The following is a 21,014-nucleotide window of genomic DNA, read 5'->3' on the forward strand; positions in this document are numbered from 1 at the left end:
CAGTCACCGGTCATCGGCTGGGCGTCGTTCGTCGCAGCCACCCGATCAATTCGCTCGCCAGCCGCACCCGCGCGTCGGACCAGCTGTGGTCGGTTGCAGCGTGAACGGTTGTCACCCCCTTCCCGCCATTTGCCCTGATGCCAGCGACCAGCGCGTCCGCTGCAGGTGCACCGCCATCGTCGGAAGTCAGGACAAGCAACCGCGTCCCGGTCAAGCGCGGTGCGGTGGTGACGAAGTCATAGGTATCGCCCTGGGCGATCAATTCGTCGGCCATCGCTTCGGGGGTCGTGGCGAGCGACTCCATGCCATTGTCCTTGAGAAAAGCGACGGCCTGTTCACGCGGGAGTTTGCCGATCCGCCTAAGATTCCCCGGCGATATCATGAATGCACCTGCCAGCCTGTTGTCATGCGCTACCGTCAGCGCTGTTGCCCAACCTCCCAGACTATGCCCGCCGAGCACGATGTGCTTCGGGTCGAACCTGAGCCGCGCCGCATTTTCGGGCGCGCGGACGTACGCCAACACGGCATCGACGTCGGCCAGATCGTTCGCGAAGCTATAGGTTCCGGGGCTGCCCCACGACCCGCGATAGTTGAAGGTAACTACCGTCCATCCAGCCCGACGGATCGCCTGCGCGAGGTCGAGGTTTTTCTCGTTCCCCGGCAGGCCGTGACACAGCACTACGACCGGATGCGGTCCCTTGCTTGCCGCCACATAGACCACCGCGTTGATCTCGACGCCGCCGCTCGGGATATGCACGACTGCCATCCGTGCAGGGTGCGCGGTGTCGTGGACCGGGTCGGCGAAAACGGCGGGATCGACCTTCGGCGCGGCGACGGAGGGCGCGGCGAGAGCAAGAAGAATCGCAAGGGCACCGGTCCGCATCTTCATCTCCTGCATCGTTTCGCCGAACGGTTCATCCTGCATCCATCATCGCCGACCGACAACGATCTTGCATGACCCGCCCATCCCTTGCCATCGCCATCGCGCTTGCGACACTGTCTAGCGTTCCGGCACAGGCCGCCGACCCGCCTAAAACCACGACGACGACCACGGTCTTCGGCAACGACCCCTGCCCCAAGCCGCGCGGCGACGAGATCATCGTCTGCGCACGCGAGCCGGAGGGCGAACGCTATCGCATCCCCAAACAGTTCCGCACCAAGCCCCGCGAGGAAAGCGGCGGATCGGCCTCCTGGGCATCGCGGGTGGCCGGGCTGGAGGACGCGCAGCGCTTCACGCGCCCGAACAGCTGCACCGCGATCGGATCGAACGGCCAGACCGGCTGCACCCAGGCGATGATCCGGCAATGGTTTCTCGAACGCCATATGGCCAAGGACTTGCTGCCCTAACCGGCCAGCTTCGCCAGCCGCATCCGCCAACCCTGCGCCAGTTCGGGCAACCCCGACAGCGCCCGCAGCACACCGGCATCGCGTTCGCGCCCTGCAACGACGATCCCCGTCACCCGCTCGACGGTCCATTCGGGGTAGAGCCGCTCGGTCCGCACCAGTTCGTCGCCTGCTGCTACCCGCCCCTCCTCGAGCACGCGGTAGTACCAGCCGCTGCGCCCGCTTTTGACCATCGTTGCGACTACCCCCTTGTCGCCCAGCCGGTGCGCCTGTTTCCAGCACGGCTGCCGCCCCTGGCAAACCTCGACCAGCGCGGTGCCGAGGCGAAACCGGTCGCCGATGCATACGTCGCGTTCGGTCAGCGCCCGCGTCGAGATATTTTCGCCGAACGCGCCCGCGCGGGCCAGCACGTCGCGCCCCGGCAACCGCTCCTGCCACCAGCGATAATGGTCGCGCGGATAATGGTGGATCGCTTTTTCGGGGCCGCCATGGACCGACAGATCGGCCTGGGCATCGCCCTCGATCCCCAGAAACCCCACCACGCGCGGGCCGTCCGCAGGCGATTTGGCAATCGCGCTCGTTTCACCGTCGTCGGTGAAGCGTGCCACCTTTCCGGTGAGCACGGCGTTGATCGTCCACATCGCGGCTGTTCTCCGCTGGCTGCCAACCGTGTCTTAACCTTGCTGCGCTATCACGACCAGCCTCACCAGCCGGGTCAAGTTGCTTTGCGCCTTTCGACACACCTCCTGTTCCCCGCCGCTTTGCTTGCTGCCGTTCCCGCCATGGCGGACCAACCCTATTGGCAGTGCGCCGCCTTTGCCCGCCAGTTTTCGGGGATCGAGATTCGCGGCGATGCCTGGACATGGTGGGGTCTGGCCGACGGACGCTATGCCAAGGGCCAGCGACCCCGCGTCGGCGCGGTGATGTCGTTTACGCCGTCGGGTAGGATGCGCCTCGGCCATGTCGCCACCGTGACGCAGGTGCTGGGCAGCCGCGAGATCGCCGTCACCCATGCCAACTGGTCGCCGATCAACGGAACGCGCGGCCAGATCGAGCGCGATGTCATGATCCGCGATGTGTCTGCCGACAACGACTGGAGCCGGGTCCGCGTCTGGTACGCGCCCCTCGGCGACCTCGGCACGACCGCATGGCCGGTCGACGGGTTCATCTATCCCGATGGCACCCCGCGCCTTGCCGAACCGACAACGATTTATGCCGCCGCAACCGTCGCGGCGAAGCCCGTGCCACGACTCGAATACGCCCGCCTCGACACTTTGGTCGTCGGCGCAGCGCCGCCAAAGGGACTGCGCCTCGGGTCCGACGTTATGCGGCTGGCGATGCTGGAGAGTCGTCAGACCCAGCGTTAGGCGTATCGCGGAACCATACTTCGACCGGCCCGGTCAGCTTGATCGTCAGCGCTGCCCCCTTGCGGTCGACCTTCTTGCCCAGCGCAACGCGGATCCAGCCTTCCGACACGCAATATTCGTCGACGTCGTGGCGCTCGGCGCCCTTGAAGCGCACGCCGACGCCGCGTTCCATCGCGGGTTCGTTGTGAAAGGGCGAGGACGGGTGCGCGGCGAGGCGGTCGGGCGGGGTATCTGTCATGCCCGCGCCCATGCCCGCGCCAACCGCCTAGGTAAAGTGCGAAGCGGCTGCAATCGATTCCCCTCGGCTCGTCCCGCGAGTCCGGCAACCCGCCGCGCGGCGCTTTCATGACGTGCCGACCCCCGCCAAAGGCAGAATCGAGTTGGGGAAAAAAGTTCCATGGGTCGCACCATAAAGTTTCTGGCGCTGGCAGCGTCTCTGTCCGCTGCGCTTGCCGCCGCTCCCGCCGAGGCGCGTGGCGGCTGGCAGTGCGTGACCTATGCCCGCACGATCACCGACGTGTCGATCCGCGGCAACGCCAACACCTGGTGGGGCCAGGCCGCCGGTCGTTACGAGCGCGGCAAGACGCCGACGCCGGGCGCGGTACTCGCTTTCAAATCGATTCCCGGCATGCGGGCAGGCCATGTTGCCGTGGTCAAGGACATCGTCAGCGACCGCGAACTGGTCATCGACCATGCCAACTGGACCCGCCGCGGCGGCGTCGAGCATAACGCCCGCGTCATCGACGTGTCGGATGCCGGCGACTGGAGCGCGGTGAAGGTCAGCTTCGGCAACGGCATGGGTAGCCGGGTCAATCCGACTTTCGGCTTTATCTATCCGGCTGCGGGCGAACGTGTCGCTGCGCCGGTCTATGCGTCGGCCGTTAAACCCACGCACCGTCTCGCCCCGCTCGGGGTCGAGATCGCCATGCTGGCCCGTGCCGAAATGGCGGGCGGCAACTAAGCGCCCCGACCTTTCCTTCTGACGGTTTTGCCCGCAAGGTCCGTGGCAAAACAGGTCGGGGGGATGCCGGTGAGACACTCGCAAAGCGCGCAATCCGGCGACCGCTGGACCACCTATCAAAAGGGCGTCGTCGCACTGGCGGCATTGGCCATCGTTTTCGATGGTTTCGACAACCAGGTACTCGGCTTTGCGACGCCTGCGCTCATCAAGGAATGGGGCATCACCAAAAGCGACATGGCGCCGGTTGCAGCCATCGGGCTGATCGGGATGACCGTCGGCACGATAATCGCCGGCGTGCTGGGCGACAGGTTCGGACGACGGGCGATGCTGATTGCGTCGGTGCTGCTGTTCGGGGCGATGACCTGCCTGATCGGCTTCACCCACGACCTGTGGCAATTGGGCGTGCTGCGCTTTCTGTCGGGCCTGGGGCTGGGCGGGGCGATGCCCAATGCAACCGCCATTGCCGCCGAATACACGCCGTCAAGGCGTCGCGCACTGGCAGTAACGCTCACGATTGTGTGCATTCCGCTTGGAGGGCTGATTGCGGGACTGATCTCGCGGACGATCCTGCCCGGAATGGGCTGGCAGGCTCTGTTTTTCGTCGCGGGCGGATTGCCGCTGCTTGTCGGTCTGATCCTGATCGCGGCGCTCCCCGAATCGCCGTCGTTCAAGACCGGCAGCGCGGCGGCGCAGCGCGCAACGCTCGGTGACTTGTTCGGCCCCGCGATCCTGCGCGACACCTTGGCGCTGTGGAGTGCGTTCTTTGCGTGTCTGCTCGCGGTCTACTCGGTGTTCTCCTGGGCTCCGACGATGCTGACCGAGGCCGGGTTCGCACCCGCTACCGCCAGCGACGGCCTCAGCGCGTTCAACTTCGGCGGGATCGGCGGCGCGGTGCTGGCAGCGGGGTTCATCATGGCGCTGGGCTCGCGGCGGTCGCTGCTGGCGCTCAGCGCGGCAGCGGCGATCATGGCAGGGTTTAGCGCCTGGTGGGTCGTCGGCAGCGGCGATGCGGCGCGCGCAATTCTTGCATTTGCGGTTCTGGGCTTTGCGATCAACGGCGTGCAGACGACGATGTTCGCGGTCGCGGCGCACGTCTATCCCGACGCGATCCGCGCGACCGGGGTTGGGGCCGCCCTCGGCGTCGGACGGATCGGCGCGGTGCTAAGTTCGTTTCTCGGCGCCGCTGTCCTCGGGGCGGGCGGGGGCGCGGCCTATTTCTTACTGATTGCCGTCGCGATGGCCGTCGCTTTCGTGGCGCTCGCCGCGCTCACCCGACATATCCCGCGCTCGGCGGAACTGTAACGAGCCGGCGCACGACTGGATCGACAATAAAGACGTGCAACGCGCGTGAACCGGCTCCAGACCGGTCGCGGGCAGGGAGAAACGAGATGCTGAAAGCCTTTGCGACGGGACCGGATTTGCCGGTTCGCAGCGATATCGATGTCGATTCGACCTATAGCCGCCACCGGCTGCGCGTCATCGTCGCGATCACAGCGGGCTATGCACTCAGCTACACCTGCCGGCTGGCAATTAACGTCGTCAAAAAGCCATTGATCGATGGCGGTATTTTTACCCCCGACGATCTCGGCCAGATCGGATCGGCGCTGTTCTACAGCTATGCGGCGGGCAAACTCATCAACGGGTTCGTGTCGGACCACGCCAATGCCCGCAAGTTCATGGCCATCGGCCTGTTGCTGTCGGCGCTGTGCAACCTCGCGATGGGTTTTTCGACTACTGTGGGTGTTGCGACCCTGGTGTGGGGACTGAACGGCTGGTTCCAGAGCTATGGTGCCCCCGCCTGTGTGATCAGCTTGGCGAGCTGGTTCTCGAACAAAGAGCGCGGACGTTATTACGGCATCTGGACGACATCGCATTCGATCGGCGAAGGACTGAATTTCATCGCGACGGCATCGCTGGTCTCCGTGCTCGGCTGGCACTGGGGCTTCTGGGGTCCGGGCATTGCCGTGATGGTGGCAGCGGGCGCGACCTATTTCGCCATGGCCGACCGCCCCCGGACGATGGGGTTGCCCAATGTCGCCGACTGGAAGAACGACCATTATGCCGCTGTCGCTCCCGACGACGGGGTTGTTGCACCCGCCGCTCCGAAGAGCGTGTTCGCGATGCAGCTGACCATCGTCAGAATACCGGCAGTGTGGATCATCGCCTTCTCGAGCGCGCTGGTCTATATTACACGCTACGCCATCAACAGCTGGGGCATCCTCTATCTTCAGGAAGCGCGCGGCTATTCGCTGGTCGCGGCAGGCGCGATGCTGACCGTCAGCACCATTGCAGGAATCGTCGGCGCGGTCGCCTTCGGCTTCATATCTGACAAATTTTTCGCCGCGCGCCGCCCGCCGGTGAACCTCCTGTTCGGCGTGGTGGAGATCACCGGCCTCGTGCTGTTCTTCTACGGACCCACGGGAATGATGTGGACGGCACTGTCGATGCTGTTGTTCGGGCTGGGCATGACCGGGCTCGTCGCCTCAGTCGGCGGCCTGTTCGCCATCGACATCTGCCCGAAACGCGTGGCGGGTGCCGCGCTGGGGATGGTCGGCGTATTCAGCTACCTCGGTGCCGCGATCCAGGAGCGGGTCTCGGGCATGCTGATCAACAACGGCATGACGTTGGTGAACGGCGTGCGCCATTATGACTTCACCACCGTGATCTGGTTCTGGATCGGCGCGTCGGTCGTGTCGCTGATCCTGGCATCGACGCTGTGGAACACGCGACTGCGCGATTGAGGGAATCCCGGTGCGACGTCAGATATTGATGCTCGTCGGGATGAGGCTCGGCTGAAGGTAGGGGTAGGGCCGCCGCCGTTCGGCGTTGCGCGCGGCGATGACCGTCTCGACATTTGCCAGATGCGCCTGGAACGCGGGCAGCGGGCCTTCCGGCGCGGTCACGCGCGGGTCCTGGAACCAGGGCGCATAGGGATAGTCGGTGCTGCGATAGTCGCCGAGCGGTCGGTAGTGCAGCGATCCCAGCAGTTCGAGCACGTTCAATTGCTCGAGCGCCAGCGCCATCGGCGGCATCATCGCCAGCCAGCCGGGCTTGTCCTGTCCGGCCTGCGACGGCGGCGCACTTTGCCAACCCGCGCCCGTGACTGCCGGCGCAAAGGCCATGACATCCTTCTGCGGAAAATTGACGGCGGCGTGCTGCGCGCTCGCGGTGAACAGGATCATCGTGCAGGCATCGACAAGGCCTGCGCGGCTGGCGATCGGACCGAAACCGGACAGCTTCGCTTCGGTGGCAAGGCAGGTTGCCCAGGCCGCGAGCTCGGTGTCGCCCGTCACATCGGCATCGCTGACATAGTAAAGGTCGACATAGCCGTGCGCCCAGTCATGGATCGCCTCCCACACCAGCAGCGCATCGTCGCGATAGGGAAAATCGGTCAGGGCCGATCCGGGCCCGACCCCGCGCGTCGCCAGATCGTGGGGCAGCATTTTAGCGGTGAAATCGAACGTTAGCCGCGCCGCCACCGCCAGCCCTTGGGTCGATTGGATCGTCCCGGCAAAAATATGGTCGATCGGTCCGTCCGGCGCGATCAGCGAGGTTGCCGCCGCTTCGTTGATGAACAGCGTGCCCTCGAAATGCGGCACAAGCAGCGCCCAGATCGGATGCACCGTGGCGAGGTGACGATGTGTCGCCATCGCCACCGCTTCGACGACCAGATGGGTGCGCCCGAGATGCGCAACCAGTTCATGATAGTTGCCGTCGGCAATCTGGACGATCAGCTTAGCCATTTCCCAGCCCCATTGATCGGCGGCGACGACCGAAGGCGCGAAAATGGGCCATTCGTCCGCGTCCTGCCCGCACTGGATGGCGACAGGCACGAGGCTGGCTCCGCCCGGCGGGACCGCGAACAGGGCGATCGGTTGCCAGACATATTTGGCGAGCCCACCCCAGCTGCCGGGATCGAGTGCGCCGAGCACGCGGTAATCGAGCTTGAAGAGCCGCCCTTCCGCCAGTGCTGCGGCCAGCGTGTCGCCATTTACGATGGCGGCATAGCGTTCCGACGTAAGCGGGAAATTTGCTGGCAGAGCGGGGCCGACCGCCTCGATCAGCATCGCATTGGGACCGGCAACGCGCAGCGCTGCAAACTCGGCGTCGTCCTGAAATGTCCAGGCGATGCCGGGTACCGGCAATGTGTCGAACAGCGCGCGATACGCCTCGAGCGTAGGCGCGGTGCCGCTGCCGAGGCCGGCGGCGTCGTCGATTTTCATCAGCTCTTCCAGCCGCGCCTTATGGGCACGCAAAGCGGCGATCTTCATGTCGCGGTCGGCACGCGCGACCATGGCTTCGAGATCGCTGACGAGATGACCGAACAGGCTTTCATGCGCCACCTGTTGCGGCGCGACCAGCAGGGCAGCCGAGGCCTCGATCGCATCGCATTCCGCCAGCTCGGCCTCGAACTTGGCGCGCGGCGTGTCGATCTCGCCGCGGTCCACACCGCCGAGTTTTACCGCCAGCGCATTGCGGACGATCCCGAGCGCGATGTCGATCAGCAGCCCCCACCAGGCCAAGGCCGGCAGATTATCGGCAGGCACCGCAGCGGCGAGCGGCACACCCGGGAGCGTCGGAACTTCGGTATCCCAAATATAGGACGTGCGGCTGGCGGCAAGCTGCGCCGCGCGCGCGGCCTGCTGGGCGGGTGTGTCCATTTGCGGCAGGGTCGGCGCAACCGGCGGCATCGGCGCCATCAGCAAGGCCGCGTGCGGCGCGATCGGTGACTGCATGGTCATGGGTGCACTCCTCTGTCCGTGGAAGCCCGGCATCGTAGAGTGCAACGGTTAACTATCCGTCAGTCCGCAAATACTCGTCAGCTTGTCGTGCAGTCGAGTATTGATGTGCGAACAACAAGATTGTTAACGCGTGTTTTACACTCTGGCCCTAGTCGACAGCATCATGATCGGGTCAATTTCCAGCCTGCGCGAGCAGTTCATGCCGTCTATCCCGGAGGCGATCCGGGACGATTTCACGATGTTGCGCGCGCAACGCGTCGAGACGCAGACGCCGATGATGTACCTGATGCTGCTTGCCACGACGCCGACGGCGGCATGGGCGGGCGCGGCAGACGTGCACTGGGGCGTACGCTACGGCTTGCCCGCGCTGCTCGCGCTGTGCTGCGTGCTGGGCATGATCGAAAACCGGCAGAGCCGCCAACGACCGATGAGCCTGCGCCGCGCCCGGCTTACAGTCAAAAAGACCAGCCGCGTTTCCGGGTGGGTCGCCCTGATGTGCAGCCTGTGGTGCGTCGTCAACTGGCTGGGTTCGGCACCCGAAAACCATGCTAGCTTCGCCATGATCCTGACAATGGGATCGCTCGCAACGGCCTATTGCCTGTCATCGATCCGCCTTGCCGCGATTCTCAATCTGGCCATTGGGGTGGTTCCGATCTCCGCGCTGATGCTGTCGTCGGGCCGCCCGACCGAAATGGCGGCGGCGACCAGCCTCATCCTCGCCACCGCGATCCTGATCCGGTTCATTCTGCAAAGCCACGCAATGCTGGTCGATCTCCTGCAATTGCAGAAGCAGACCCGCGACCTTGCGTATACCGACCCGTTGACGGGCCTGGCCAATCGTCGCGCGCTCGACGAACGGATCGCGCACCTCTTGCAACCTTCGGATAAAGCGCTGCCGTTCAAGCTGGTGTTGCTGGACCTCGACGGGTTCAAGCCGGTCAACGACCGTTTCGGCCATGCCTTTGGCGACAAGCTGCTGCGCTCGGTCGCAGACCGGCTGCGCGATACGATCGGTGACGAAGGCCTTGTCATGCGCCAGGGCGGCGACGAGTTCGCCGTACTGCTGCCCCCGCAATCATCGCTGATGGAAGCCCCGATTGCCGACCGGATCCTGATCTCGCTTGTCCGTCCGCATATGATCAACGGCCACCCGGTCAACGTCAGCGCAAGTGTCGGTGTGGCGCAATGGCCGGATAATGGCACGAGCGCTGACGAGCTGTTCGAATTCGCCGACAAGGCGCTGTATCAGGTCAAGGCCGAGGTCAGGGCATCGACATCGCATGCTGATAGGGCTGCCGACACCGCCGCGGCATCTGCCTGAAGGCGCGTTTCGCTAACTGGCTGGGGCGGCAGGATACACCACAGTGAGTTATCATTCTGAAAAAGCTATGTTTTATCTTCTGCCTGCCGTGGCGAGACCAACAATGAGACCAACAATGGGACCAACAAAGGTGCGGGATGCGATGGGACGACAGTGTTCAAGCGCTGAAAGGATCAATGCGTGATTTGCACGCCCGCTATGCGCCCCCATTCCGGTCATTGAATTGCTTGCTCCGAGCGGCCGGAAGCGGACTCGACCGATGTCGAATGTCTAGAGCTTCTCCTTTCCAGCTCGGCGGGCTGCTTCGATGCCCGTCGGTCAGCGCCCTTTTCGGCCGCTCAGAATGTTCGATTTCGCGTGTACACAAGTTAATCGATCCTCAAACGTCGTCGCTCGTCGGCATGACGCGCGAGCGCGAGGAAACGAAAGCCTGCGTGCATGAACTTGCCAAGCGGCATTGCCACCAGCAATGCACCGATGCTGGCCAAATGCATGATGAGCGCTGGCGTCAGGGTAGCGGTTCCGTGTGCCAGTCGGTTCGCGAGTCCTGTTGCGGCCGCGATCAGCAGCAGGATTAGAAGCGACCGGTCGAATGCGCGGGTAGTCGGGCTGGAAACGGAATCGCCTTCGATGCGCTTCAGCCAGATCAGGCCGGTGGTGCCGGCGATCATGGCGATGCCGCCGACAGTACCCAACAAGCCAGGGACGCTGATCCAGGGATAAGGTGCCGGCCAGTGAAGCAGGTGGTCGTAGATTGCGCCGAGGGATGTCGCCGCAAAGCAGGCGGCGAAGCCCCACGCCATCAGGTGATGATACAGGCGCCGCTTGTAGCTGAAGCTTTCGCCGGTGTCGTTGCAGCCGACACCTCCGCCGCCGAGATAGCGAAGGGTGGCAGCATCGCCGGCGGCGCGCCACCAGCTCCGTAGCGATGGTCCGAAATGATCCGCTGGACCCGCAAATGCCCGATAGCGGAGCAAGCCAATGGTCAGCCCGGTCAGGGCAAAGCCCGCTGCGGTCAACCCGAAGGCGATCATCGCCTCGCGGCCCATCACTGCGTAAAATCCCCGCCCTCCCGGATCGCCGCCGAGCAGTCGTCGATACAGTTCGACCAGAGCGACCATCATGCCGAGCAGCAGCGCCGTTGCCAATTGTGGGCGGTCCACCAGAAGGCGAGTTCCGGGCGCCGCTCTCGCATAGCTCTCGATCCGCACTTCGCTCATGGTCTTGGGAATGTTGATCCCGAATTCGTGCGGCGGCGCGTACTGGCAGGCGTAAAGACAATCGCGGCAGCCGTGGCACAGGTTGGCGAGGTGAATGAGGTCCGCGTCGGCAAACTCGCGGCGCAGCGTCATCGCCGGGAAAACGGCGCAATAACCCTCGCAATAGCGGCAGGCGTTGCAGATTTGCAGCGCGCGGCGCGCTTCGGCCAATGCGGCCTCGCCCTTCGATCCGGTCAGGGCGACAAGGTCAGGTCCGTGCATGGCGGGCCGCCTCCTGTCCGGCGATCCGCCCGAAGACGCTTCCGATCGCCATGCCGAACCCAGCGAGATAGCCTTGGCCAAGGATAGAGCCGGCCATGATCTCCCCGGCTGCGTAAAGATTGTCGACCGGTTGATCTGTTGCGTCTTGCACGCGGGCGTGCCGGTCGACCTTCACGCCGAGGTAGGTGAACGTGATCCCCGGCCGCAACGGGTAGGCAATAAAGGGCGGCGTGGCGATCGGCGCGGCCCAGTTGCTCTTGGGCGGCGACAGGCCGACGGTCGCGCAGCCATCGAGGCCGGCCGCGTCAAAGCCTGACTTCGGGCAGGCGGCGTTGAACGACCCGACGATCTTTGCGAGCGCTGGAGCATCGAGCCCCAGGCGCTCGGCGAGCCCCTCGAGCGTGTCCGCCTCGATCGCCGGATAGCAGGAGGGCATGAACAGCGCCGTTGCAGGTTTGTCACAGATTACCCAAGCGCACTGCCCGGGCTGCTCGGCGATCAGCCTCCCCCAGATTGCATAGCGCTTGGGCCAGATATCCTCGCCTTCGTCATGGAACCGTTCGGCCCGGACGTTCACCACGATTCCGAAGGGAATGGCATCGAGCCGCGTAACGATGCCACCGTCGAACTGCGGCGCGCGCGCATCGACGGCGACGGCATGGCATTGCGTGGGATCGCCGACCGTGGCGACTCCCTGCTCGATCAGATTCCGCAGCACCTTGCCCTGCGCATAGGGCGTGCCCCGCACGGCGAAGTTGGCGGCGGCGTCGCCCCATGCCTCGCCAAGCCATTCGAGATTGGCCTGAAATCCGCCCGACGCGGCAACGACCGCTTTGGGTATTAGCGACTTGTGCTCTCCCTCTGACTGGAATTCGACAAAGCCGATGCGCTGGTCGCGAAGTACGACGCTTTGCACTTCCGCATCATAACGTATTGCGATCCCCATCCGCTCAGCGGTCGCATAGAGCGCGTTCACGAGCGCCTTGCCGCCACCAAGGAAGAAGGCATTGGTGCGCGACAGATTCAGCGTCCCCGACAGGGCCCGTTGAAAATGGACGCCATGCGAGCGCAGGAACTGGAAGGCTTCAGTGCTTTGCTCGATAACGAGCGTGGCAAGCCCTGTATCGGTCCGGCCGCCGGTTACCTTTAGCAGGTCGTCGAAATACTCGGACGCCTCATACTGTCCGAGAAGTGGCGCCTGAGGCGTCGTATGCATGACGCGGATGTTGCGCGTATGCCGGGAATTGCCGGCTCGCATGTGTCGCGGGGCGCTCTCCAGGATCATGACCGACGCCCCCGCTGCACGTGCACTGATCGCAGCGCACAGCGCGGCATTGCCGCCGCCGATCACGAGAACGTCCGGCATGGCGACGTTACCGGGGATCGATGGGTTCGAGGCCGGTGGCCGCAACCTGGCGGGCCACCTGCCGCGAGGTCAGGAATCTGAGCAGACGGTCGCTTGCCGGATTACCGGCCCCTCGCAATGTCTTGGCGAGCGTGAAGACCGTGACTTTCTGATATGCGTCCGGAATCGGCCCGACAACGACTATCCCCTGAATCGGTAGTAATTCACTCATTTGCTGAAAGCCGATCGCGACCTCGCCGCGCGCGACCACCGAGCCGACGCGTTCGCTCAGGATCCGCTTGGACTTGGGGAGCAGCGCAGCCGCCAGACCCAGTCGGGGCCAGAGCGTAGTTGACAGATAGGTGCCGCTGGCGCTGGCCGAATAGCCGATCGAAGGCGCGTTCAGCATGACCGCGACAAATTTGTCCGGGGTGGAAATGTCAGGGACCGGCGCGCCGACGCGTACCGCCATGCCGATCCGCGATCGGACCAGATCGCGGTCGGTCCCAGCCTGCACGAGCGCCTGTTGCTGCAGCAGTGCAAGGCCTTGGCGCGACAGGACGACCACATCCGCAGGTTCGCCGCGCTTCAGCCGTTCGGGAATCGAATCCGCTGCGCCGCCAGCCGAACTGCCATGGATGATCGTGATGTGGAGGCCGGATTGGCGCTCGAAATCGGGTGCAAGCCGGTCGAGCGCTTCGGCATAGCCGCCGGACGTCATCACCGCCAGATCGGCGCGGTGCGGCGCGAGCTGCGGTGTCCGGATTGTCGATGCACAACTTTGCAACCAGATCGCAGCTGCAAAAAGTCCAAGAGCCGTTCTGCGGTTCACATTGCCTTCCCCAAGTGGTCTGGCTACCTACTGACCGCAGACAGTGTCCGCGACAATCCGACGGATGACTTAGCGGGCCGGACGGGGACAAATCATAGGGGAGGGCAGTGTTTGAGGCTCGTGGTCGGGCGAGTTCTTGTACTTTTGTCATCATTGGTGATGGCTATGCTCGGTCACGCCCCGGCTTCGGCCCAGACGCCGCTCGATCGATTGGTGATTATCGTTCCTGGCTCGGCGGGCGGCGGATTCGACAATACCGCCCAAGCACTGGCCAGGGCCTTGCGCAGTGAGGGGTTGGCAAAGCGAGTCGAGATTCGTCGCTCCCCCGGCGCCGGTGGCCTGATCGCGCTGGCCCAGTTCGATGCCGCGCCTGCGCCAGACGTGCCCGCCATCTTTATCGGCGGGTCGAGCATCGTCGGCGCAGCGACCGAGAACCGATCGATCGTAACGCTGAGGAATGTCACCGCCATTTGCCAGCTGAATCAGATTTCGCTGGTGGTCGCGGTGCGATCGGACAGCCCCGTCCGATCATTCTCCGATTTGATCGAGCTGATGCGAACGTCGGAAGATCGCTTCGAATGGGTCGGGGGTTCGTTGGGTAGTCCCGACGAAATGCTGTTGCTGGCAATTGCCAGAAAGCTCGACCTTCCGCGCGAGCGATTCAACTTCATCGCCGTTCCGGGTGGTGGCGATGCCATTTCCGAACGGTTGCTGGCCGGACACCATCTTGCCGCCGTCAGCAGCTATGAGGAGGTCGACGAGTCCCCGCTGAAGTCGACGCTGCGTATGCTGACCGTTTCCGGTGCGCACCGCATCCCTGGTGTCGACGTCCCCACGATTCGCGAGGCAGGCATCGACCTGACCTTTTCGGACTGGAAGGGTGTCTTTATATCCCGAAAAGCATCGGCGGATCAGGTGCTGACAGTTCGCGACATCATGCGCCGCGTCCTGGCCAGTCCCAGCTGGACACGCGAATCCAGCAAACACGGCTGGAATGCACCGCAGTCGAGCCCGCAGGACTTTCCGGAATTCATTATTCAACAGGAGCGGCAAATATCCCGTCTCGTGACATCGGATGCTGCCAACCGGGAACCCGATTCCTATTATCGAAACCTCCTTGATCGACCCTGGCGGTACGCAGTCGTAGCGCTGGTCGCTGCCGCACTGTTCGCCGGCATCGTGGTTTGGCAGCGACTTGCCACCCGGCGAAGTGAAAGCGAACTGCGCGAAGCCAGACAGGCACTTGAAACGGTCTGCGCCCAAATCGAATCCGACGCGTCGTCCGAACGCTCCGCCATCGCCCGACAACTTGACACCTGGGGCCTTTCGAGTGCGGAAATCGAGATCGCATGGATGATCCTCAAGGGGCTGCAGTTCAAGGAGATCGCCGGGGCACGCGGCACAAGCGAAAGGACCGTGCGCCAGCAGGCTCAGGACATCTACGCAAAGTCGGGTCTCGCGAGCCGCGCTGAATTTTCAGCGTTTTTCCTCGAAGATCTGAAATTCTGACCAGTTCCGCGCGCGCGGTTTGAACCAGCTATACGTCATTTGGCGGATGACGGATCACGACATTTCCTACGGCTACGCCATCTGACGGATTGGCTTGGGCGCGACTTCACCGGAGCCTGCCCGCTCGAAAGTCGGTCCGAGGAACGGATACCGAGATTTTGGAAAAGTCGGCCGGGCAAACCGGCGCATGGGAGGGATAGAATGGCCTGCAATCGCAACCTTTTGCTGCGGTGTTCCGCAAGTGTCCTCGCCGTCTCGCTTTCGTCGGGAGCGTTCGCCCAAGCGACGGACCAGACCGCTACGGGTAAGAATGCAGCGACCGAGACGGAGATCGTGGTCACCGGCTCGCTTATCCGCAGCAGGGATTTCAATTCGGTCTCTCCCGTTCAGACCGTCGATTCCGCCGTGATCGCCAACACCGGGGCGGTTTCAGTGCAGGATATTTTCAAGGGTCTGACGGCCAATGCGGGTTCGCAACAAGCCAACGAACAAAATGCCCTGCAGGGGCTTTCCCAGTTCTCGCTGCGCGGACTTGGAGTGGGTTCGACGCTTACCCTTGTGAACGGACGTCGCGCCGGGCTTTCCCCGATTACGGACGGCACCGGTCAGCTGTTCACGGATTCCAATGCTTTTCCGGTCAACGCCATCGAACGGGTCGAAGTCCTGACGGACGGCGCGTCGGCAACCTACGGCTCCGAGGCGGTCGCCGGTGTCGTGAACGTCATCACCCGCAAGAATTTCGAAGGTTTGGAGCTGACGGCCGATGCGCGCACATCGGTCGTGGATGCCTATCAAGCGGGTCTGGCGTTCGGACATAGGTTCGATCGGGGTCGGGTCTCGATATTTGCCAATTGGCGAAAGCAGTCGGGCGCTTTCCGAAGCCAAATCCCGATCATCAAGCAGCTTGATTCGGCTAATGCTGCAGGCATCGGCGCGCTCTACATCTCCGGTACCAGTGCTCCGGGACGTATCAGCCGGGCGGTGCCTTCGGGCACGACCTATGTACTCGGCACGACGCTTGCGGACCCCGACTGCGTTGCCGGGGGCGGCATCCTTACGGCTGCAACGACCTGTTCCTATCCCTTCATCGACCAACGGCGGGTCATTCCGAAAGAACAGCGCATCCAGCTGCTGGCGCAGTTCGACTATGAGTTGACCGATGCCTTGAAGGTGTTCGGCGAGATCAGCTACTCGCGCAACGAAATCCGGGATGCAATCGGCGGCACTGTGCTCAACAAGACGCAGGTCGCCGGCGGGTTCCTCGTTCCTGCATCGCATCCGTTCAATTACTTTGTGGCCAACGGTGCAACAGGCCTGCGCTATGCGGGACCCGCCGAATTCGCCGCCAATCCGACGCTTCAGGCCGTCCCCGTGATTTTTCGCGGTCGGCCGATCGGTGCCGCCGGCGATGGCGCCGCCGCCCCTGACCTCGTTACCACTTTCAACAATCTGCGCTTGGTCGGCGGTTTCGACTACGACCTGGGCAAGGGCCTGATCCTGAGCGGCAGCTACACATACGCCGAGAACAGCTACCGGCGGTCGCAACCGCACGATTTCGATTCCGGACTGTTCCAGCAAGCGCTGCTTAACGGCACGTTCAATCCGTTCGGCACAGCAATCAGCAATCCCACCCTCGTCGGCAGGGATGGCCGGTCGCTGGCGGCGAACACCGAAGCAGCGCTCGGAACGTTCAGTTTCACGATCAATGACACGGGCAAGACCGTTCAGCAGACAGCAGAGCTGATCCTGAGCGGCGACTCCGGAATCAACTTGCCGGGCGGCCAAATCTCCTTTGCGCTCGGCGGACAGTTCCGTTCGGTCGGGTTCGAAAACATTCCCGACGGGCGCCGTCAGTCCGGTGCCAACGGACGGGATGAGATCGAGCCGGCAATTCCGTTCACCACCCAGAAGGTCTTCGCCGCGTTCGGCGAAATCGCACTGCCGGTTCTGGATCGCTTCAACATCTCCGCCGCCCTCCGCTATGAAAATTATGGCAGCAAGGGCGGGTCGACGGTGGATCCAAAAGTGTCAGGCAAATTCGATCTGACCGACTTCCTCTCGATCCGGGGGTCCTACGGTACTTCGTTCCAGGCGCCGTCGATCCGTCAAGTTGCTGGCACCGTCAGCAATTCGAGCGTGAACGATCCGCCAAACGCGGGCTCTTTCAACGTCACGGTCTTTACCAGCGGGTCCGCGAATCTGAAGTCGCAAACGGCATCGAACCTCAATCTGGGCCTCGTCCTGAACACCCGGTTCGGTTTGAAAATGTCGGTCGACTATTTCACCTATAACTACAAGAACCTGATTCTCCCTGAGGGCGATCCGCAGTTCATCGTCGATGAGGTTCGAGCTGGCCGCCTGCCCGCCAGCCGGGTCGTTCGCGACGGAGCGGGACAGCTGCGCCAAGTGTTCACGCAATTCCTCAACCGGGGCGATGCCAGCGCGTCAGGCATCGACATCAACCTTCGCTATTCGCCGAAATGGTTCGCCAGCACCGACGTTACGTTCGATGCCACGTCGACGATCATCACCCGTTTCCGGTCAACCGACTTCGCGGGCCTCGACGGTAGCGGCGATCTCAAGGGTAGTCGCAACTTTGCCAATGCTTTCGGGTCGGTTCCCGATTTCAAGGTCAACGCCGGCGTGACGGTCCAGCACGGTCTGCACAGCGTTAACGTATCGGGTCGGTACATCGGCGCGTATATCGACGATCAGACGAAGTTGCCCATCAACTCGCAGCTGACCATCGATGCGCGCTACACCCTTTCGCTGGACAAGTTCCTCGGTGGTGAGGGAACATCGCTGACAGTCGGGGCGATCAATCTGTTCAACGTGAACCCACCGGCGCTTACCGTGCGGCCGGGATATGACAACGAGGTGCACGATATTCGCGGGCGCCAGCTGTACGTCAGTCTCAAGCACAAGTTCTGAAGACAACAGGGCGGCGGGGCAACGGGGCCCCGCGCCGCCCGCAACGGCACCATTTTTATCGCGGAGCATGCGAGAATGACTGAACAGGCCATTGGTCGGGAACGGGCGGCTTGGAAATCCATCGCAATCGTGGCGAGCGGCAATTTCCTCGAAATGTACGATTTCATGGTGTTCGGCTTCTATGCGGCGATCATCAGCAAGGTCTTCTTCGCCTCGGGCGATGCCTATGGCGCGCTGATGCTTACGCTCATGACCTTCGGCGCCGGGTTTCTCATGCGTCCGGTCGGCGCCTTGCTGCTTGGTTCGTACCTCGATCGAAAGGGCCGGCGCGTTGGGTTGCTTGTGGCGCTCTCGATGATGGCGGTGGGGACGTTCCTGATCGCGGTCACGCCGGGCTATGCCGCGATCGGTCTCGCGGCACCGCTGCTCGTGCTGTTCGGGCGGCTCGTGCAGGGCCTCTCCGCGGGCGTCGAGCTTGGCGGCGTGTCGGTCTATCTGGCCGAAATCGCAAAGCCCGGTCGCAAGGGATTCTATGTCGCGTGGCAATCCGCCAGCCAGCAGGTCGCGGTGATCTTCGCGGCCGCACTTGGGTATCTGCTCACCAGCATTTTGTCGCCGGCAGAAATGCAGAATTGGGGCTGGCGCGTACCGTTTCTGGTCGGCTGTGCAATCATTCCGCTGCTGTTGTTCATGCGTAGTAAATTGCAAGAGACGCCCGAATTCGAAGCCCTACCCCATCAGCCAACTTTTGGCGAAGTGATGGCCGGGGTTCGCTCGGCATGGTCGCGCGTGCTGCTCGGCATGATGTTAGTGGTCATGACCACAGTATCGTTCTACCTGATCACCAACTATACGCCCACCTTTGGGACCAGAGAGCTCAAGCTTTCGGATGAAAGCGCTTTCCTCGTCACGCTTTGCGTTGGCCTCACCAACTTCATCGTCCTGCCGGTGATGGGCGGCGTGTCCGACCGGATCGGTCGTAAACCGCTCCTGATCGGGGCAACTGTGCTCGCGCTGCTGACCGCCTATCCTGCAATGACCTGGCTCGTTTCGGCCCCCAGCTTTGAACGGCTGCTCATCGTCGAATTGTGGCTGGCGGTGCTCTACGCGTCGTACAATGGTGCGATGATCGTATTCCTGACCGAAGTCATGCCGCAGCGGATCCGCACGACCAGCTTCTCGCTTGCCTATAGCCTCGCCACGACGCTTGGCGGCTTTACGCCCGCAATCTGCACCTATCTGATCCATGTAACCGACAACAAGGCGGCCCCGGGACTCTGGTTGTCCGTCGCCGCAGTGGCGGGTCTCGTCGCAACGCTGCTGCTCACACGTCTGCATCGTTCGTCGGCAAGGGCGGACGATCTGCGCATGCCCGCGCCGTCGACGCTGTAGGTATCCGCTGACGTGGCGGATGGCGTAGCGACGTTGGACGATCGATCGTCGGTCGAACGCCGTGCCATGCGCAAGGTCTCGTGGCGGCTCATGCCGTTCCTGATCCTTTGCTACCTGATCGCCTATATTGACCGGACCAATATCGGTTTTGCCTCGCTGACCATGAACGCGGACATCGGCCTGAGTTCGGCGGCATTCGGGCTTGGCGGCAGCCTCTTTTTCGTTGCCTATGTCCTGTTCGAAGTGCCCAGCAATCTCGCCCAGCAGCGCTTCGGCGCCCGGCGCTGGATCGCCCGGATTATGGTGAGCTGGGGCCTTGTCGGGCTGGCGATGGCTTTCACGGCCGGGCCTTTCTCATTCTACCTCCTGCGGTTCCTGCTCGGCACGGCGGAGGCCGGGTTCTTTCCGGGCGCGGTGCTGTTCATCGCCCAATGGTTCCCGCGCGCCCACCGTGCCAGCATGGTCGCGTTTTTCATGATCGCCATTCCGTTGTCGAATGTGCTCGGCTCGCCATTGGCGGCGCTGCTGCTCTCGCTCAACGGGGCGGCTGGCCTGGCCGGCTGGCAGTGGCTGTTCATCGTCGAAGCAATCCCCGCAATCGGGCTCGGATTGATCGCCCTGCTCGTGCTGAGCGACGGTCCGGACCGGGCCGGGTGGCTTTCGGTCGACGAGCGCGATTGGCTGATCGGAAGATTGGCCGCGGAACGCCAGGACCCTTCGGAGCGGCATGGCTCGATCGTGACCATGCTGAAAACGCGGCAAGTGTGGTTCCTGACACTGATCTATTGCGGCAGCTCGGCGACCAGCAATGCCTTATCGCTCTGGCAGCCGCAGATCATCAAGTCGTTCGGCCTGTCGATCTGGGAAGCAGCCTTGCTCAACATGATCCCGTTCGGGGTCGCCGCACTGTTTATGCTTTATTGGGGCAGGCGGGCAGACCGGAACGGAGAGCGGTTCTGGGCCACCGCGCTGCCCCTGCTGCTGACTGCGGCGTCGCTCATTGCCACCTTGCTGACCGGTTCGCTTGCCTTCACGATGGTTCTGCTCACACTCGCACTGGTTGGCAATTACGCGATCAAGGGACCGTTTTGGGCCCTGGCGGCAGAGATTTTGCCCGCCGGAGCTGCCGCTGCCGGTTTAGCTGCCATCAATGCCTTGGCGCACCTTGGTACGGCGGGCGCGATTGCCGCAGTGGGCAACATCCATGAAATGACCGGCAGTTATCCTATGGCTCTCATTCCGCTCGGTCTAATGACTCTGCTCGGTGCTTTGATCACAATTTCGTTAAGTCGGGTGTCCCACATCAATCCTGGATGACTGGTTGCTGATACGACCTTCCGGTGAGCGGCTTTCGGCATTCATCAGGTTTGGCACGCGCTCGATGGATCATGCTACGGCATTGCTGACGTGCACTGCGGCCAGAATCTGCACTGTGCAGTTGTCGCTCGGGCGCTCGAACGTCGTGAGCGCAATCACGCTCGTCGGCTAACCGAGCCTCGAGCCGTTTGGCTCCTCTAGGACGAGGCGCTCTTCGGCCAAGCGTCAATCGACGCCTTCAGCCCCGACCCACATCATAGTTCGGCGAACGACTGTTGCAACGGCGGAAGCAAGAGCCGACCGTTTTGGGCAATTTAGTGTCCGGCTACCCGACCGATCCGTCAAATAGCCGCCAGTCCGCTGTCGACCCCATATCGGCGTTTTAGAGTTCAGCAAACTCTCGATGAACGGACGACCGCTTTTAGGATTGAAGTGGCGCTAGGCGAACGACCGCAATGTTCGCGCAAATCGA

General features: G+C 63.1%; 17 protein-coding genes. 10 read left to right on the plus strand and 7 right to left on the minus strand.

All coding sequences use genetic code 11. From position 1 onward, the window contains the following. Positions 1-10 precede the first annotated feature (10 nt). Positions 11-925, minus strand: coding sequence for a S9 family peptidase (locus M0209_RS10700; protein ID WP_258888259.1), 915 nt, complete (start codon positions 923-925; stop codon positions 11-13). A 29-nt stretch (positions 926-954) separates the two neighbouring features. On the opposite strand from M0209_RS10700, the gene M0209_RS10705 reads away from it, so the two are divergent. Beyond that, a complete protein-coding gene (locus M0209_RS10705; RefSeq protein WP_258888260.1) occupies positions 955-1,347 on the plus strand; it encodes a hypothetical protein in 393 nt (130 codons plus the stop codon). Here the strand turns inward: M0209_RS10705 and M0209_RS10710 are convergent. Next, positions 1,344-1,985 carry an MOSC domain-containing protein gene (locus M0209_RS10710; protein ID WP_258888261.1) on the minus strand — a complete coding sequence of 214 codons (642 nt, stop codon included), beginning with the start codon at positions 1,983-1,985 and terminating at the stop codon, positions 1,344-1,346. The genes M0209_RS10705 and M0209_RS10710 overlap by 4 nt on opposite strands. A 141-nt stretch (positions 1,986-2,126) precedes the next feature. On the opposite strand from M0209_RS10710, the gene M0209_RS10715 reads away from it, so the two are divergent. Continuing rightward, entirely contained in the window at positions 2,127-2,711 is a 585-nt protein-coding gene (locus tag M0209_RS10715) for a CHAP domain-containing protein (RefSeq protein WP_258888262.1), read from the plus strand. On the opposite strand, the gene M0209_RS10720 is transcribed toward M0209_RS10715, so the two are convergent. Beyond that, positions 2,668-2,949, minus strand: coding sequence for a DUF3297 family protein (locus tag M0209_RS10720; RefSeq protein ID WP_258888263.1), 282 nt, complete (start codon positions 2,947-2,949; stop codon positions 2,668-2,670). The two genes, M0209_RS10715 and M0209_RS10720, sit on opposite strands and share 44 nt — an antisense overlap. Before the next feature lie 159 nt (positions 2,950-3,108). On the opposite strand from M0209_RS10720, the gene M0209_RS10725 reads away from it, so the two are divergent. From M0209_RS10725 to M0209_RS10735, 3 genes are all read left to right on the plus strand, one after another. Beyond that, positions 3,109-3,672 (plus strand): CHAP domain-containing protein, encoded by a 564-nt coding sequence (locus tag M0209_RS10725; RefSeq protein WP_258888264.1) that lies wholly within the window; start codon positions 3,109-3,111, stop codon positions 3,670-3,672. 63 nt (positions 3,673-3,735) lie between these two features. Further along, positions 3,736-4,974, plus strand: coding sequence for an MFS transporter (locus M0209_RS10730; protein ID WP_258888265.1), 1,239 nt, complete (start codon positions 3,736-3,738; stop codon positions 4,972-4,974). Positions 4,975-5,060: 86 nt separating this feature from the next. Further along, positions 5,061-6,413, plus strand: a complete 1,353-nt coding sequence (locus M0209_RS10735) for an MFS transporter (protein WP_258888266.1) — start codon at positions 5,061-5,063, stop codon at positions 6,411-6,413. An 18-nt stretch (positions 6,414-6,431) separates the two neighbouring features. Here the strand turns inward: M0209_RS10735 and M0209_RS10740 are convergent, their stop codons facing one another. After that, positions 6,432-8,414: a lipoxygenase family protein gene (locus M0209_RS10740; protein WP_258888267.1), complete on the minus strand. Its 1,983-nt coding sequence runs from the start codon at positions 8,412-8,414 to the stop codon at positions 6,432-6,434. Positions 8,415-8,577: 163 nt separating this feature from the next. Between M0209_RS10740 and M0209_RS10745 the strand changes: the two genes are divergently transcribed. After that, a complete protein-coding gene (locus M0209_RS10745; protein WP_258888268.1) occupies positions 8,578-9,735 on the plus strand; it encodes a diguanylate cyclase in 1,158 nt (385 codons plus the stop codon). 368 nt (positions 9,736-10,103) lie between these two features. Here the strand turns inward: M0209_RS10745 and tcuB are convergent, their stop codons facing one another. The 3 genes from tcuB to M0209_RS10760 are packed head-to-tail and all read right to left on the minus strand — an operon-like array spanning position 10,104 to position 13,393. Continuing rightward, positions 10,104-11,216 (minus strand): tricarballylate utilization 4Fe-4S protein TcuB, encoded by a 1,113-nt coding sequence (gene tcuB / locus M0209_RS10750; protein WP_258888269.1) that lies wholly within the window; start codon positions 11,214-11,216, stop codon positions 10,104-10,106. After that, positions 11,203-12,582, minus strand: a complete 1,380-nt coding sequence (tcuA, locus tag M0209_RS10755) for an FAD-dependent tricarballylate dehydrogenase TcuA (RefSeq protein ID WP_258888270.1) — start codon at positions 12,580-12,582, stop codon at positions 11,203-11,205. Before tcuA ends, tcuB begins: the two co-directional genes overlap by 14 nt. A gap of 7 nt (positions 12,583-12,589) precedes the next feature. Next, positions 12,590-13,393 (minus strand): substrate-binding domain-containing protein, encoded by an 804-nt coding sequence (locus tag M0209_RS10760; protein ID WP_258888271.1) that lies wholly within the window; start codon positions 13,391-13,393, stop codon positions 12,590-12,592. Between the two features lie 159 nt (positions 13,394-13,552). Here M0209_RS10760 and M0209_RS10765 point away from each other — a divergent pair, with 159 nt between their 5' ends. The 4 genes from M0209_RS10765 to M0209_RS10780 all read left to right on the plus strand — a co-directional run bounded on the left by M0209_RS10765 (position 13,553) and on the right by M0209_RS10780 (position 20,542). After that, on the plus strand, positions 13,553-14,902 hold the full coding sequence (locus M0209_RS10765; RefSeq protein ID WP_258888272.1) for a LuxR family transcriptional regulator: 1,350 nt from the start codon (positions 13,553-13,555) through the stop codon (positions 14,900-14,902). Positions 14,903-15,103: 201 nt separating this feature from the next. Further along, complete coding sequence (locus M0209_RS10770) at positions 15,104-17,833, plus strand: TonB-dependent siderophore receptor (RefSeq protein WP_258888273.1); 2,730 nt, start codon at positions 15,104-15,106, stop codon at positions 17,831-17,833. A 75-nt stretch (positions 17,834-17,908) separates the two neighbouring features. Beyond that, a complete protein-coding gene (locus M0209_RS10775; protein ID WP_258888274.1) occupies positions 17,909-19,225 on the plus strand; it encodes an MFS transporter in 1,317 nt (438 codons plus the stop codon). 33 nt (positions 19,226-19,258) lie between these two features. After that, the gene (locus tag M0209_RS10780; RefSeq protein ID WP_258888275.1) at positions 19,259-20,542 is read left to right on the plus strand and encodes an MFS transporter; all 1,284 of its coding nucleotides are present in this window, start codon (positions 19,259-19,261) and stop codon (positions 20,540-20,542) included. The last annotated feature ends 472 nt before the right edge of the window (positions 20,543-21,014 follow it).

Origin of the sequence: Sphingomonas sp. SUN039 (assembly GCF_024758725.1) — a bacterium.
GTDB lineage: Bacteria > Pseudomonadota > Alphaproteobacteria > Sphingomonadales > Sphingomonadaceae > Sphingomonas_O.

Coding starts and splice junctions, on each gene's coding strand:
- M0209_RS10700 (WP_258888259.1), bottom strand. CDS start 925: ATGCAGGATGAACCGTTCGGCGAAACGATGCAGGAGATGAAGATGCGG.
- M0209_RS10705 (WP_258888260.1), top strand. CDS start 955: ATGACCCGCCCATCCCTTGCCATCGCCATCGCGCTTGCGACACTGTCT.
- M0209_RS10710 (WP_258888261.1), bottom strand. CDS start 1,985: ATGTGGACGATCAACGCCGTGCTCACCGGAAAGGTGGCACGCTTCACC.
- M0209_RS10715 (WP_258888262.1), top strand. CDS start 2,127: ATGGCGGACCAACCCTATTGGCAGTGCGCCGCCTTTGCCCGCCAGTTT.
- M0209_RS10720 (WP_258888263.1), bottom strand. CDS start 2,949: ATGACAGATACCCCGCCCGACCGCCTCGCCGCGCACCCGTCCTCGCCC.
- M0209_RS10725 (WP_258888264.1), top strand. CDS start 3,109: ATGGGTCGCACCATAAAGTTTCTGGCGCTGGCAGCGTCTCTGTCCGCT.
- M0209_RS10730 (WP_258888265.1), top strand. CDS start 3,736: ATGCCGGTGAGACACTCGCAAAGCGCGCAATCCGGCGACCGCTGGACC.
- M0209_RS10735 (WP_258888266.1), top strand. CDS start 5,061: ATGCTGAAAGCCTTTGCGACGGGACCGGATTTGCCGGTTCGCAGCGAT.
- M0209_RS10740 (WP_258888267.1), bottom strand. CDS start 8,414: ATGACCATGCAGTCACCGATCGCGCCGCACGCGGCCTTGCTGATGGCG.
- M0209_RS10745 (WP_258888268.1), top strand. CDS start 8,578: ATGATCGGGTCAATTTCCAGCCTGCGCGAGCAGTTCATGCCGTCTATC.
- tcuB (WP_258888269.1), bottom strand. CDS start 11,216: ATGCACGGACCTGACCTTGTCGCCCTGACCGGATCGAAGGGCGAGGCC.
- tcuA (WP_258888270.1), bottom strand. CDS start 12,582: ATGCCGGACGTTCTCGTGATCGGCGGCGGCAATGCCGCGCTGTGCGCT.
- M0209_RS10765 (WP_258888272.1), top strand. CDS start 13,553: ATGGCTATGCTCGGTCACGCCCCGGCTTCGGCCCAGACGCCGCTCGAT.
- M0209_RS10770 (WP_258888273.1), top strand. CDS start 15,104: ATGGCCTGCAATCGCAACCTTTTGCTGCGGTGTTCCGCAAGTGTCCTC.
- M0209_RS10775 (WP_258888274.1), top strand. CDS start 17,909: ATGACTGAACAGGCCATTGGTCGGGAACGGGCGGCTTGGAAATCCATC.